General features: G+C 60.4%; 9 protein-coding genes. All 9 read right to left on the minus strand.

Annotated features, from left to right (window positions below):
• Positions 1-76 precede the first annotated feature (76 nt).
• Positions 77-1,300, minus strand: coding sequence for a glycoside hydrolase family 76 protein (locus QZL63_RS01850; protein ID WP_022307657.1), 1,224 nt, complete (start codon positions 1,298-1,300; stop codon positions 77-79).
• 70 nt (positions 1,301-1,370) lie between these two features.
• On the minus strand, positions 1,371-3,509 hold the full coding sequence (locus tag QZL63_RS01855) for a SusE domain-containing protein (RefSeq protein WP_022307658.1): 2,139 nt from the start codon (positions 3,507-3,509) through the stop codon (positions 1,371-1,373).
• 61 nt (positions 3,510-3,570) lie between these two features.
• Positions 3,571-4,725, minus strand: coding sequence for a SusE domain-containing protein (locus tag QZL63_RS01860; RefSeq protein WP_022307659.1), 1,155 nt, complete (start codon positions 4,723-4,725; stop codon positions 3,571-3,573).
• A gap of 27 nt (positions 4,726-4,752) precedes the next feature.
• On the minus strand, positions 4,753-6,423 hold the full coding sequence (locus tag QZL63_RS01865) for a RagB/SusD family nutrient uptake outer membrane protein (protein ID WP_022307660.1): 1,671 nt from the start codon (positions 6,421-6,423) through the stop codon (positions 4,753-4,755).
• An 18-nt stretch (positions 6,424-6,441) separates the two neighbouring features.
• A complete protein-coding gene (locus QZL63_RS01870) occupies positions 6,442-9,567 on the minus strand; it encodes a SusC/RagA family TonB-linked outer membrane protein (protein WP_022307661.1) in 3,126 nt (1,041 codons plus the stop codon).
• Between the two features lie 766 nt (positions 9,568-10,333).
• On the minus strand, positions 10,334-10,783 hold the full coding sequence (locus tag QZL63_RS01875) for an ATPase (protein ID WP_374045370.1): 450 nt from the start codon (positions 10,781-10,783) through the stop codon (positions 10,334-10,336).
• Between the two features lie 26 nt (positions 10,784-10,809).
• A complete protein-coding gene (locus tag QZL63_RS01880; protein ID WP_022307664.1) occupies positions 10,810-12,657 on the minus strand; it encodes a V-type ATP synthase subunit I in 1,848 nt (615 codons plus the stop codon).
• On the minus strand, positions 12,654-13,262 hold the full coding sequence (locus tag QZL63_RS01885) for a V-type ATP synthase subunit D (RefSeq protein ID WP_022307665.1): 609 nt from the start codon (positions 13,260-13,262) through the stop codon (positions 12,654-12,656). Before QZL63_RS01885 ends, QZL63_RS01880 begins: the two co-directional genes overlap by 4 nt.
• Before the next feature lie 167 nt (positions 13,263-13,429).
• Positions 13,430-14,752, minus strand: coding sequence for a V-type ATP synthase subunit B (locus QZL63_RS01890; protein ID WP_022307666.1), 1,323 nt, complete (start codon positions 14,750-14,752; stop codon positions 13,430-13,432).
• Positions 14,753-14,755 lie beyond the last annotated feature (3 nt).

Here is a 14,755-nt window from a genome sequence, read left to right on the forward strand (position 1 = left end):
GGGCAGGATCTTCGGATCCTGCCCGCCTTCCATATGGCCCGCAGCGAACGGGCCTGCGGGGTTCTTTCCCGGGAGATTATTTGGGTTCAGGCAAAAGCACGGCCATGGCCTCGATGAGCGTCGTGGCACTCACCTGCGGATTGAGCTGTCCGTCCCACGTCGAACCGGGCGTCGTCCAGTCCGAACCGAAGAACCACTTCGACTCCTCCGAGCGGTCCAGGCCCTGCGTCCAGCAGATCAGGCCGTTATAGATGATGAAGTCCTCGATCTCCTTGCGCAGCGTGGCATCGACCTTATCGATCTCGGCATCGCGCCACACGTTCATCGCGTAGCGGATGAAGATACCCTTGAACAGGGCGTTGTCGCCCGTACCCTCGTTGTTAAGCACGCCGTCCGTCGCCATCGAGTTCATCGTGTAACGGGCCGCGCGCGCCGCCTCGACCATGTACTTCGTATCGCCCGTAGCCTTGTAGAGCTCATAAGCCGCACCGAGGAACGTACCCTGGTTGTAGGTGAGCGGGCCACCCGTGATTGCACCGTTTATCATATGGTCCGACACGGCACCCGTCTCGGGATTGTAGAGCGTGGCGCTCAGCCAGCTATAGACCTTCACGGCATCGGCCAGGTACTGTTCGCGCTCGGGACCATCCTCCGTATTGGCCCACAGCCGCATGGCACACAGGGCGCCGGGACCGTTCGAGCAAGCGTTCTTGCTGTTTTCGGAGGTCATGCACCAGCGGATGCCGCCGCCATTCTCGTCGTCGGTCCAGCGCGAAATGACCGTCTCCTTGTAGGTAGCCGCAGCGGCGTCGAGGTAGTTCTGCACGCCCGTAGCCTCATACATGCGGATCAGCGTCAGGATAATCCACTCCGAGTCATCGGTATAAGGATTACCGAAGCCGTAGGAGCCGCTGTAGGAGCCCGTCTCGTAGTTGTTGCCCTTGTTCTGGTACCACAGGGCCATGTAGTTCCTGTATTCTTCGCGACGTGCGTCTCCCTCGGGAATACGCAGGTAGGCGTCGATCAGCACGTCCATTGCATGTGCCTGCGGCCAGTAGCAGTTCCACGAAGAGCCGGCGCGGTCGCCGTCGGTCGAATAGAACGTGCCCCGGGCCTTGTTCATGAAGTTCTCGATCAGCTTCTCGTCGAGCTGGTCGGCGTGGTCCGTCCAGTTCTCGGCATAGGCGGGTTCCAACTTCTCGGCCGGATCGACCACCTCTTTGCCGTAATATTTGTCCTCCACCTCGCAGGCGGTCGCCATGGCAGCCACCGCGATCAGGGCGAAAATCGTCTTTTTCATAAAATCTTCTGTCGGTTATGCAGCCGGGGAGCAGGGGCCCGTGACCGGGCTCCCCGCTTCGGCCGTTCGGTTAATCAAGGTACTCGATGTAGTTGTAATACTCCTCCGTATCGGGCGACATGTCCAGCGTGATGTTCACCCGCTTGGAGGTATTGCCGCGGTACGAGTGCAGCATCTTGAATGCGCCGGCATCATCGCCGTTCACGTCGGCAATCGGCCAGTAAACGCGGAAACGGGGATCGCCCTTCTCCGGCGCGGTGTTCAGATCGCCCGACATGCCCGGATCGGCACCGAACTTCGTCGTTTCGCCATCGACCTCCGCCCAGAAGAAGTAGCGGTCGTCGTCCCAATCAGTCAGGTAGGGAACCACCTCCTCGGCATACCATACGCCGTTGCCCTGGTAGGGCAGTATGATCTGTTTCTCGGTGTGCTGCGTCTTCACGTTCGGCGAGAGGTAGCGCATGTTCTCGATCTTGTTGTAGGTGGCCTCACCGGTCAGGAAATCGAGCAGGATGTAGTAGATGCCCTCCTCGCTGCAGGTGATCGCATCGGCGCTCTCCACGATCGCACCATCCTCAACCACGAACTTGCGCGCACCGTCCTCGGTCCCGTCGGTGAAGTTGTAGGAACCGGCCGACAGCTTGGTGAAGATCTCGAACTTGCCGGTTCCCACCGACTTGAGACGCTGGAATCCGTCGCCGAACTCCGAAGCGGCACCCGTGATGTAGGCGGCCTGCGGCACGCCCTTCAGGCGCGTAACGGTCAATTTGCGGATTTCGGATACGGCGGTCGATCCGAGCAGTTCGCTCTCCACGGCCCAATAGAGATCACCCGTGGCCTCGGCTGCGATACCGGCCTTGGCCGCATGGCTCTCCAGATCCGCATGGCTTACCGAAACCGACTGGTTCATGCCGGCATCCGCACGGGCGATCTCCGTTGCGGCGGCCGCATCGCCGTAGAAGACGACGGCATAGGTGGTCAGCTGCTTCTCGGCCGTGGTCATATCCTCCGGAAGCGCCCACGAGAAAGTCTCCGAAGATCCGGCAATGGAGCTCAGTTCCACGGCGGCATCGGCTGCGGGCTCCGTCGGCGAAACGACCTTGGCTACAGGCTCGAAACCGAACTCGAAGTAGTGGTAGTAGTTGGCGGCCGACGGCGAGCAGTCGAGCACGATCGTGCACTCGATGTTCTTCAGGGCGCTGAAGAACTTGAAGCCGTAGCTCCACTGGTCGATATCCTCCGTCTTGCGCATCGAAATATTGTAGCTGCTGCCCGTAAGGCTCGTCGGAGCGCTGCTCATGTCCGAGTTCGAGTAGCCCCAGATATAGTCCACGCCGTCGATCACGACATCGAAACGGTAGCGCGAATCGTTCTCGGTCCAGCAGATGTCGTACTTCCAGACACCGTTTCCGGCATACTCCATCTCGGCCGACGGATCGGGCGTCCAGCAGTAGTGATACTTCACGCTCTCGATCCGCTCCATCGTGACGGTGCTCTCGTTGAAATCCACCACCACATGGTAGATGCCGTCGCCCGTACCCGCAGCGTCGGCAGCCTCGACCAGGCAGCCCTCTTCCGAAACGCCGAAGGTGCGTTTATTACCTGCCTCGTTGCGGTTGATGAAGCTGAACGCTCCGGTAAACTTCGTATAGATCTCGAAGCGGCCGTCGCCCAGATTGCGCATCTCCTGCGCCTGCGCGGGATCGTCCGTGAACTCGGAGCCTTCGCCCGTCACGTAGAGGCGGACCGGGGCGTCGATGGTCGCATAGCGCGTCACCGTAAGCCGGTGCGGCTCGTCGGTCGAGAGTTTCTCGGCGCCGCCCAAACCGGCGCACACCGTCCAGTAGAGGTCACCCGTTGCGTCGGGTTCGATGCCCGCATCACCGGCAACCTGGTTGAGCTGGCTGTGAAGCATCTTCAGCGAGGCCTTCTGGCCGTTGTTGTCAGCCAGGTAACGGCCCACTTCGTGCTTCTCCGCGTCCATGAAGACCACGGTGTAGACCGGGGTTCCGACCTCGGAAACCTCCCACTCGAAATAGAGATTCGCATCGGCCTGTTCGATCAGATCGACCTGGTCGCCGTCCGAAGGATAGAGCAGCCGCTCCACCGCGCTGAAGCTCGTATCGTCATATTCCGTCTGCTCGGAACATGCCCCGAAGGCAATACCCGCGAGCAGCAGAGCAGTCCATTTATTGATGATCGTTTTCATAATTCAGCTTTCGATCGGGTGAGGGAGTCCGCACCGGAGACCGGTGCAGACCCCGTCCGATTTATTTTACATAAGTTACCGTGTGATAGAAGAAGTTTTGCGTGTGGTCCATGTGCACCTCGATCGTGACGACCTTCTTTTCGGCCCACTCCGAGTCGATCCACTTGAAGGTGTAACCCCACCAGCCGTCGGCCGTGATGTCCTTGTTCATGTAGATCTCCCACCAGTCGAGAGAGGTGCCGGTCGTCGGGGCGCTGTTGTTGTTGTAATTGACGCTCGACCACTTCTCCTGATAGCTCGTCGCACCGCTGATGTTGGCCAGGAAGCCGTAACGGTTGTCCCCTTCGGTGGTGGTGTGGTTCTCGAGCTTCCAGACGCCCAGGCCCTGGTAGGTCAGCTCGACGGCATTGCCCACATCGTCGCGCTGGTAGAAGGCCAGGCGCGTCACCTCCTCGACAATCGTCGAACGCGTGTTGAAATCGACATAGACGCGGTAGATGCCCGTCTTGTCCACCGAAGCCAGCGACGTGGCCGGCTTGACGTCGGCACCGAACTCGCGGAGCTCGCCCTCCTCGATGGTGAAGTGGCGGCTCGAGGCATCCGTCGTCTCGTACATCGAATAGGTCTTGCCGGCCTCGAGGCGCATGATGGCCGTGAACTCACCGACATCCTCGCCCGTAGACTGGAACTGCATGGCCAGCGAAAGGTCATCGCCGACTTCGGTGGCCTCGCCCGTCAGGTAGAGCGTCGAGGGGATCACGTCGAAACCGAACAGACGCTTGACCGAGATGCAGCGCGGCGTCGCCTCGACGGGGGCTGTCGTCACACCGCGGCTCGATACGACCGACCAGTAGAAGTCGCCCGATGCGCCGGCATCGATCCCGGCGGCCTTGGCCGCCAGGTTCAGTTCCTTGTGGGGAACCGCCACGCTGGTCTTCGAACCGGCGTCGTAGCGGTAGACGATCTCGCCGTCGGGCTGTGCGAGGAAGACCAACTCGTAGTGCGGAAGTTGTCCGTCGGCAGCCAGAGCGGGTTCCCACGAGAAGGTCTCCGTGGCCGACGATGCGCTCTGCAGCTCGACATACCAGTTATCGGCAGGCAGCAGCAACGCCTTGACCGGAGTCACCCCGCCCGGTTCGTAATCCAGGTCGCTCGAGCAGGAGGCGCCCCAGACGGCAAGACCTGCCGCCATCAGCATATTCAATATCTTTTTCATCTTTTTCCGAATGCTTTTGATTGACGATTAATATCCCGAGTTGTTGGGCAGCAGCGACGGAACGAGCTGCGTCTCCGAAAGCGGCAGCGACCAGAGGATGTCGCGTCCCGTATCGAACTTGAACTGGTCGATCTGCGTGCCGTTGTACATGTAGACCGGACCGTTGAGCAGTTCGGCAACGGCCGTGGACTTCTCGTCCTTGTAGTTGATCCAGCGGATCAGGTCGAAGTAGCGCAGACCCTCCAGGGCCAGCTCCACACGACGCTCGTCGCGCACGATCTCCGTATGACGCTCGTCGCGCACGATCTGCGTATAGTCGCCCGCCGAGGGGAACTCCGTGCCGCCTACGCCCGCACGCATGCGGATCGGGCGGATCGTCTCGTTCCATACCGTGACATCCAGTTCACCCAGGTAGGCCTTCGCCTCGGCGTACATCAGCAGCACGTCGGCATAACGCATCATGATGAAGTTGGTCCACATCTCGAGGTTCTTGCCGTGGTCCGGGTCGAAATACTTGCGGGTGTAGAAGCCCGTGGGCGAGCCGTTGGCCGTGCCGGCCTGGTCGGAACCCGACGTGACGTTGAGCGTGAACTTCTTGACGTACTCGCCCTTGTCGTTCAGGTCATACCAGTCCATCCCGTTGTATGCCACCGTATACTTGAGTCGCGGATCGCGACCCGTATAGGAGTTCAGGTCCGTGGGGTCCGAGCCGTCGGACATCTTGTAGCTGTCCACGAGAGCCTTCGACGGAGCCTTCTGGCAGAGGTTCGCACCGGCCGAGAGGGGCGCCATGTTGTACATCAGGCTCCACTGCTTGTCGAGTTCCACGGCCGCATAGTCGAGGATCACCTCCGAATTGTACTCGGCACCCGACGTGAAGAGGTACTCGTAGGGGCTCAGATAACCCTCCTCATTACCCTCGGTCAGCAGGCTGTAGGTGCCGTAGGTAGCCTGGTCGTGCATCAGCTTGTCGCAGATGTCTGCCACCTTGCGCATGTTGTCCGACACGCTGTTGCCCGTGCGCGACGTGTTCTCGTAGAGATACATGCGGGCCTTGAGCACCATGGCGGCAGCCTTCGTGATACGGCCGTTGTCGTCAGCCGACAGGTCGTCGCGCTTCGGAAGATCGGGAATGATCTCGTCCAGCTCGCGGTGCAGCTCCTCCATCACCTTGACGTAGGAGGTGCGGGTCATCTGACGCGACTCCTCGAGCGAGATGTCGTTCAGGAAGAAGGGAATGTCGCCGTAGAAGCAGGCCAGACGGAAGTAGAGGAACGCGCGGATGAAGCGGATCTGCGCCTTCATGTAGGCCAGATTCGAGGGCTCGATGCCCGGCACGTCGTCCACGAAGGTCAGGAAGATGTTGCAGGTCTTCACGCCCTGGAACACCCACTGCCACTCGCTCTTGAAGAGCGACGTGTTGGGCGTGGCCTGTCCCGTGCGGATGGTGCGCGTGTCGGGGTTGCCGCGCTGCTCGTACATGTTGTCGCTCAGCGCCTCGTCCTGGAACATCTTGTCGTGGCTGTACATCTGGCTGTAGGCCATGTTGAGCACCATGTTGGCACGCTCGGGCGAGGTCCAGAACGCCTTGTCCGTAAACTTGTTGGTCGGCTCCTGGTCCAGATCGTTGCAACCGGCCAGCCACATTGCGCCGGCGGCAACGGCAACGGTAATGTATTTAAAAATCGAGGTTTTCATATCTTCTCGCACCTTGAATTAGAATGTGACATTGAGGCCGACACCGTAGTAGCGCAGGTTCGGGTAGTTGCGGGCCGAGTTGGCACCGCCCGAGTTCATGTTGCTGCCGAACTCCGACGACTCGGGATCGACGAACGAGCACTCGGTGAACGTCAGCAGGTTCTCGGCATTGAAATAGATCTTGAACTTCTGCACGCCGAACTTCTTCGAGATGCGCTCGGGCAGCGTGTAGCCCAGCTGGATGTTCTTCAGACGCAGGTAGCTGCCGTCGAACATGTAGATATCGGATCCCATGCGCCAGTTGTTCTGGTTCGACGGGTCGGAGATGTCGGTCAGACGCGGCCAGCGGGCATCCGTGTTGGTCGGCGTCCAGAAGTCGAGCTGGTGCTCGTACATCGTGTAGCCGTAGTTCGAGTGGAACGGCTCGACCAGCTCGCCGCGGATCATCATGTCGCGCTTGAGTACACCCTGCAGGAAGATCGACAGGTCGATGCCCTTCCAGGCCACGTTGTAGGTGAAGCCCACCGTGTAGCGCGGGAAGGCGTTGCCCAGATAGTAACGGTCGTTCTCGTCGATCACGCCGTCGCCGTTGCGGTCCACGAACTTCACGTCACCCGGCTTGACCGTCTTGCCCGTCGGAATGGCCGAATTGGCGATCTCCTCGTAGCTCTGGAAGAAGCCGTCGGTCTTGTAGCCGTAGTAGGAGTTGAAGGGCAGGCCCTCGCGCGTGATGCGCCAGAACTCCTCCTGGTTCGAAATCGACTCGAAGCCCTCGTAGTGGAGCACCTCGTTCCACGAGTCACCGATGTTGAACTGGAAGAAGTGCGACCAGTCGCGCTTCTTGAGCGCATAGCTGATCGAAAGCTCCCAACCCTGCGTGCGCATCTCGCCGGCATTGTAGTTCTGGAGCTCGGTACCCAGCATCAGCGGGGTCTGCGGCTTGACCAGGATGTCGGTCGTATGCTTGTTGAAGTAGTCGAAGCCCAGGTTGAGCGTACCCTTGAAGAACGAGGCGTCGAAACCGATGTTGAAGGTCTTCGAAACCTCCCACTGCAGGTTGTCGGTACCGAGCTGGAAGCCGGCGCCGCCGACCATCGCGTTGTTGAAGGCGTAGATGTTCGAGTAGACGTTGTAGGTGGTGAAGTACTGGTAGTCGCCCACCGACTGGTTACCCAGCGTACCGTACGATCCGCGGATCTTCAGATCGCCCACGTTGTCGCGGTAGCTCTCCATGAAGGCCTCCTCCGAGAGGCGCCATCCGAGCGAAATCGAGGGGAAGAAGCCCCAGCGCAGGTCGGAACGGAATTTCGACGAACCGTCGTAACGGAACGAGAACTCGGCATAGTAGCGGTTGTCGTAGTCGTAGGAGGCACGTCCGAAGAGCGAGGTGAGCGAGGTGCGGGTCGTGGCCTCGGGCGTCACGGTCGAACTGCCCAGCACGGCCTCCGTACCGTCGCCCTTGATACCCAGATCGGGATCGGCCCACTTGAGCGAAACCTGGTTCGCCTCCGAGGTATAGGACTCGTTCGAGGCACCGAACAGCGCGGCCACGTGGTGCTTGCCGAAGGTGCGGTCGAAGTCGAGCATCAGCTGCGAGTTGATCAGGTAGGCACGCTGGTTCCAGTCCTCCGACTTGTCGTCGTTGTTGGCCGAGCGGCCGTCACCGATCGGGTTGCCCGCCGCATCGGTGTTGTAGAAGATCACCTCATGGGTGCGCGTGTAGCGGTGGTCGGCGAAGATGTCGGCACCCAGCACGCCGCGCAGTTTCAGGCCGTCGATGATCTTCACCTCGGCCGAGAGGTTGGCGTTCACGTAATCGTTGCGGTAACGGTTGTAACCGCCCTCCTGGAGCAGACCCAGCGAGTTGAAGTCCGTCAGCTTGTCGTTGAGCAGGTATTTGCCCGTGGCGGGATCATACTGACGGTAATAATAGTAGGTCGGGATACGCGATGCGTTGGCGATGGCGTTGCCGTCGATCGTCGTCTTGCTGTTCTCGTGCGAATAGGAGAGCAGCGCCGTCACCTTCACACGCTTGTACTCGGTCGTAAGGTTCGTACGGAAGTTGTAGCGCTGGCGTCCGTAATCGGGGCCCACGTAGTTGCTCTCCTGGTCGAAGTAGCCGGCCGACACCATGTAGGTCGTATTGGCACCGCCGCCCGATACGCTGACGTTGTAGTTCTGCTGCATGGCCGTCTGGAAGATCTCGTCCATGAAGAAAGTGCCGTTGCCGTGCTCTTTGAGGTCACGGATCTGCTCGGCCGTGAAGGCGGGCGCGAGACCGGCGTTGGCCTTGGCGATGTTGAGCAGCGTGGCGTTCTGCCATCCCTCGACCGGCGTGTAGAGGACATCGGGCTGCTGCCAGCCGACCTGGGCGGTCAGCTCGACCGTCGGAGCCTGATTCAGCTTACCCTTCTTGGTCGTCACGAGCAGCACGCCGTTGGCGGCACGCGAACCGTAGATGGCGGCCGTACCGGCGTCCTTGAGCACCGAGACATTCTCGATGTCCGAAGGATTGAGCTTGTTGAACGACGAGTTGTCGGAAACCAGTCCGTCGATGACGATCAGCGGCTGGTTGTTGTTCATCGTACCGATACCGCGGATGTTGATGTTGAGCTGGTTGTCAGCAGGGTCGTTGCTTCGCTGCTGGATAACGAGGCTGGGCGACGTACCCTGCAGCGCCTGCGTGAGGTTGGCCACCGAACGCTCGGCAATGGCCTCCGACTTGATCTGATCGACGGCGCCCACCGTGCTGCGGCGCGTCGTCGTACCGTAACAACCGATGACGATCACGTCGTCCACCATCTGCGAGTCCTCGGCAAGCGTCACGTCGAGCAGCGTCCGGTTGGCTACCGGAAGCGTCTGCGACTCATAGCCGATGAACGAGAAGGTCAGCTCGGCATCGGGAGCGCAGGAGATCTCATAAGTTCCGTCGATTCCGGTCGAAGTTCCGGTCGTGGTGCCTTCGACAAGGACGGTGACGCCGAGCAGGGGCTGGCCTGCAGCGTCATTCACGGTACCCCGGACAGTCACCTTACGGTCTTGTACCGAGGCACTTGCATCGGCTGTTTCGGCCGCAAACCCAAGGGGGGGGGTAATCAGCAGCGCCAAAACCGCCAGAATGATTTTGTGCCCAAGTTTGATCATAGGTATTGAAAGTTTGGTTAATGTTTGGTAAAAAATAAGACAAACCCGTCCGGAAGCGCAGGCTCCGGATACGGTCGGATTGTTCAGAAAAGAAGAAGTCGGGAAACTGTAAAAAGAGGCCGGCCGGCCAATGCTCGGCCGTCGATGAGTCGGGAGCAGAGTTTTTCCATAGGTTCGTGGTTTTCAGGTTTGGTAGTTTCGGTGCGACAAAAGTAAAAATTAGCCCTTATCTGAAAAATGAAAAGCCCTTCCATTTTATCGGAGAGGCATCGGCCCATACTATTTTGTCAGGAAATCATACTTTGCAGCCGGATACTCAAACGTACTTTTTCCCCTATTCAGGCAACCACATCGGGTCGATTCATACCAAAACGAGACATTCGCAGCACAAAAGCAGACAAAAACAGACCGGACACAGTCCGAACGGCCGCAGGGTACCGGAACATCGGAAAAACCGGGCAGCGACGCCAAACAGGGATTGCGACAGGTCCCGTATCGACAGGCTGGCGACTCAAGACACGCCGCGCAACACAACGACCGATCGGAGCGCCGCTTCTGTCCGGCGGAGTTCGTCCGAAGGCCGCAACTTCGGCCGCAAAACGGAAACGGGAGTCCGGCCGTCTTGTGAAAACACCGGAGTTGCGGTCACGGACAAAACGGGCCGGCAACCCCGGGCTCCACAAAACAGCGAGTGCACAGATAAAACAGTGGCGCGGAAACCTGCAGGTTTCCGCGCCACGAATCGCGCAATTATTGCGGTTCCGGATCAGATAGCGCCCGAGATCAGGAAGACGGCAGCCACCGTCAGAATGGCGTAAAGCTCGGGGAATGCAGCCAGAATCAGCGTCTTACCCATCACATCATGACCGTTGCCGATGGCGGCGATACCGTTGGCGCAAATCCGTGCCTGATAGTAGGCCGAGAAGAGGCAGACGAATCCCGTCAGCAGGCCGGCGCCGAAGATGGCAGCACCCTGAAGCATGGTGATCGACTCCGTAAGGAAGCCCTTGATGATGAAGTAGCTGACGAAGCCGTAGAGACCCTGCGAGCCGGGGATGGCCGACAGAATCATGTAGCTACCGAAGGCGCCGCCGTTCTTTTTCATCGCTCCGACGGAGGCCTGACCGGCAATCGAAGTACCGATACAGCTCGCTGCGCCCGAAAGGCCCACCATCAACGCTACGCCGATGTAGCCCAGAATAATTGCAGTTGTCATTTCCATAATGATTTGAAGTTTTTTAGTTATTGATTTTCAGTTTGATCCATTTTGCGCAGCGGGTTGAATGTCCGCATCGACATTTCGAAACCCGCATTCTTGTAGAACTCCACGAACGTCAGACGCATCGGATGCACGAACGACGAGATGGTGGACATGAAGAGGTTGATGCCGTGGCCGATGAGCAGAATCGGCGTCATGATGAGCAGCCGCGTCACGATACCGGCGTCATCGGGGACGAAACCGCCGGCCAGGGAGTTGAATACCGTGGCAAGCACACCGCCCGAAAGACCGATGGCGAAGAGTCGGATGTACGACAGCACGTCGGAGAGGATACCCGTAATATTATTATAAGTATCCCACAGACCGACACCCAGATTGAGGAAGGGATTCTTGCCCGGCGAGTTGAAGAAGAGCATCAATACGGCGCCCAGACCGACCGTCGCATAGAAGGCCGGCGAGGAGGTCGTATAGAAGGGAATCACCCACGAGGGGTTGAGCATCGGCAGGCCTCCGGCCAGGCTGCCGGCCAGGATCACCAGCAGCCAACCCAGCGAAGCGAGCGAATAGCGGAAACCGGCCGTCAGGGAGATCGTCACCACCTTGAGCAGCATGCCGAACATGATCTGCACGATGCCGATAGCCAGCGCCACCGAGAAGAACTGTCCCTGGAAGTCGTAGAACGGCACCGAGGGGAACCACTCCTTCATGCTGACACCGAAGAACGATCCACAGAAGAGGCCGAAGACCACGGTCATCGCGCCGCACAGCGTGGCGAACCAGGCTGCCTGGCGCATCATGCCGGGACGGCGGTTCTTCGACAGCATCCAGGCGCCGAGCAGCGTGAGGATGGCTCCGTAGCCCGCATCGTTCAGGCAGATGCCGAAAAAGAGCATGTAGAACGGCGCGAAGAAGGGCGTAAGGTCCAGCGTCCCGTACTTCGGCCGGGCGTACATGTCGCCGACCAGCTCGAAGACGCGGGCGAACCGGTTGTTTTTCAGTTTGACGGGCGTATCGTCCTCCGGAGTCGGATCCGACTTGAGGTAGACGACGCCGGGATAGGCCTCCAGCAGCTCATCGACACGCGCCGAAGTCTCCTTCTCGGCCCAGCCCTCCATCACCACGAGCGTACCGTCGGCCGCCGGTTGTGCCGTGGCCTGCACCTGCACCTCCTGCAGCCGCTCGCGGAGCGAGGCGCCGTAGCGGGCCAGATCCCGTTCCGAAGCCGCCACGCGCGAGAACTCGCCGTCCAGCGCCCGGAGTTTCTCCCCGGCCCCGGCAATGCGGCGCTCGGCCTCGCGGACATCCATCTGCGGGGCCTTCATCTCCTGCGCATCAAGGTCCAGCTCCTCGCCCGGGGCCGTCACGACGACAAACCACACGGTCGAGTCGTTGCGCGAGATCTCGACTATCGTACGTCCTTCGCCCCACTCGGCCGCGGACTTGTCGAAGACGTTCCGCTGGGCCGAGAAGTAGCGCAGCACGATGCCTTCGCCGACAAGACGTCCGAGCCGATCGGCATCGAACGCTCCCCACGGGCGAAGCTCCTCGGCCGACTTCTCCAGCCGGCCGATCTCGGCATGCAGGGCCGCAGCATCGCGCTGGGCCGCAGCATAGTGCTCATAGGCCTCCTCTCCCGAGGCGAACGGCCGTGCCGCCGCATCGCAGCGCTCCGCGTCCGAGCGGAACGTCCGCACGAACTCCAGGGCGCGGGTGCAGCCCTCGATATCGAGCAGCAGCTGGCGGTCCTCCTCGGAGGGCTCCCAGCCCTTGGTGGTGATGTCCACCAGCCCGAGTTCGCGCAGCCGCCCGATGAAATCGCCGCTTTGTGCCGCATAGAGCACAAAGTCGTATTTCGACATTTTAGCTATCATAACATCGCGCCCTCCCCGGCTGCCTGCTGTTTGGTTTTCACGATTTTCTGGGCCGACTTCGAGAGGTTCTCCTCGTCCTCCATGAAACGCTTGATCTTCCGGATGGCATCCTCATAGCCGGGAATCTGCACCTTTTCGTACAGGTTCACCTTCTGCGTGGTCTTGCGGCGGGCGAAGTCGAGCAACTCCATCCGCCGGCTGTAGACCTCGTATTCGATGCCGAGCCGGGCCAGCCGTTTCAACAGATCGACGCCGTCGGCGAACCACACCGGCGACGAGAAGAGGTCGTAGGGACGCTCCTCGAAGAAGACCTCCTCGAGCACCGGGATGCGGACGCCGGCGATCTTCTGCGTTGCAAGCCCCACGTCGGAGACACGCAGCAGATCGACGTCGAACTCGCCCCAGAGTGCCGCCATGTAGTCGTACTCGGCCATCAATGCGTCGAGCCGACGGCGGTACTCTCCCGCGGTGTCCTTCGCCTTCTTCACCTCCGAGCGCAGCGCCGACTCCTTGCTCTTGATCGTCGGCAGGGCCTTCTGCCGCATCTTGAGCTGCTTGCCGAGCTCGCCCAGCGAGGTTTTGTTGTATTGAAACTTAATTGCCATGTTCGTTCAGTTTTTCCGATTACCGCCGCCGGCCGCCGGATCCGCCTGCCGTGCCGCTCCGCACGCGCAGATGCCGATCGTTCGGGCCGGGGCACAACCTGCGGAGTCTGCCGCCCGGCCGGCTCCCGATTCCGGGCCGCCGGGCCGGAGCGCCCCGCCTGCCGGCGTCAGGCCTCTTTCCAGTATTTGCGGATGAGCTCCTCCTTGATGCCGACCTCCTCTTTCGAGAAGTACTTGGCGAAGAGTCCCCACGCCGTGTCGAGCATCTCCGTGATATCGATATTGACGTCGATGGCCAGCAGCTTCTCCGAGTAGTCGTGAGCGAACTTCAAGGCACGCTCGTCGTAGTCCGACAGGTCGAAACCGTTCTCGAGTTTCGTCTTGGCGTTCGCAGCATCGGCGTAGAGGCGCACGCAGGCATTCATCACCTGCGGGTGGTCCTCACGCGTCTTCTTGCCAATGACCAGCTGCTTCAGACGCGACAGCGAACGGAACGGGTCCACGATGACCTTGCCCGTATCGGAGTCGTTGCGCAGGAAGAGCTGACCCTCGGTGATGTAACCCGTGTTGTCGGGGATGGCGTGCGTGATGTCGCCGCCCGACAGGGTCGTCACGGCGATGATCGTGATCGAGCCGCCGTTGGGCAGCTGCACGGCCTTCTCGTAGATCTTCGCCAGGTCCGAATAGAGCGATCCGGGCATCGAGTCCTTCGAGGGGATCTGGTCCATACGGTTCGAGACGATGGCCAGGGCATCGGCGTAGAGGGTCATGTCGGTGAGCAGCACCAGCACCTTCTCGCCCTTGTCCACGGCGAAATACTCGGCGGCAGTCAGCGCCATGTCCGGCACGAGCAGTCGTTCGACGGGCGGGTTCTCCGTCGTATTGACGAACGAGACGATACGGTCCAGTGCACCGGCGTTCTCGAATACCGACTTGAAGTAGAGGAAGTCGTCGTTCGTGAGGCCCATGCCGCCCAGGATGATCTTGTCGGCCTTGGCACGCAGCGCCACGTTGGCCATCACGGCGTTGTAGGGCTGGTCGGGGTCGGCGAAGAAGGGGATCTTCTGGCCCGTGACGATCGTGTTGTTGAGGTCGATGCCGGCGATGCCCGTAGCGATCAGCTCCGAAGGCTGGATACGCCGGAAGGGGTTCACCGTCGGGCCGCCGATCTCGCGCGCCTCGCCCTCGACGGCCTCACCGCCCTCGAGCGGCTCGCCGTAGGCGTTGAAGAAGCGGCCGGCAAGGGCGTCCGAGACGCGCAGCTTGGGAGGCTCGCCGTGGAAAATGACCTCGGAGTCCGTAGCCAGACCCTCCGTTCCGGCGAAGACCTGCAGCGTCACGTTCTCGCCCATGATCTTCACCACCTGCGCGAGCTTGCCGCCCACGGTGGCCAGCTCGTCGTTGCCGACGCCCGTGGCGCGGAGCGTCACGGTCGCCTTGGTGATGTTGTCGATTTTGGTATATATCTTCTGAAATGCTCGTGTTGTCATGGC

This window comes from Alistipes sp. CAG:268, assembly GCA_000434235.1.
GTDB classification, from domain to species: Bacteria; Bacteroidota; Bacteroidia; order Bacteroidales; family Rikenellaceae; genus Alistipes; species Alistipes avistercoris.

Coding starts and splice junctions, on each gene's coding strand:
- QZL63_RS01885 (WP_022307665.1), bottom strand. CDS start 13,262: ATGGCAATTAAGTTTCAATACAACAAAACCTCGCTGGGCGAGCTCGGC.
- QZL63_RS01880 (WP_022307664.1), bottom strand. CDS start 12,657: ATGATAGCTAAAATGTCGAAATACGACTTTGTGCTCTATGCGGCACAA.
- QZL63_RS01875 (WP_374045370.1), bottom strand. CDS start 10,783: ATGACAACTGCAATTATTCTGGGCTACATCGGCGTAGCGTTGATGGTG.
- QZL63_RS01855 (WP_022307658.1), bottom strand. CDS start 3,509: ATGAAAACGATCATCAATAAATGGACTGCTCTGCTGCTCGCGGGTATT.
- QZL63_RS01850 (WP_022307657.1), bottom strand. CDS start 1,300: ATGAAAAAGACGATTTTCGCCCTGATCGCGGTGGCTGCCATGGCGACC.
- QZL63_RS01870 (WP_022307661.1), bottom strand. CDS start 9,567: ATGATCAAACTTGGGCACAAAATCATTCTGGCGGTTTTGGCGCTGCTG.
- QZL63_RS01860 (WP_022307659.1), bottom strand. CDS start 4,725: ATGAAAAAGATATTGAATATGCTGATGGCGGCAGGTCTTGCCGTCTGG.
- QZL63_RS01865 (WP_022307660.1), bottom strand. CDS start 6,423: ATGAAAACCTCGATTTTTAAATACATTACCGTTGCCGTTGCCGCCGGC.
- QZL63_RS01890 (WP_022307666.1), bottom strand. CDS start 14,752: ATGACAACACGAGCATTTCAGAAGATATATACCAAAATCGACAACATC.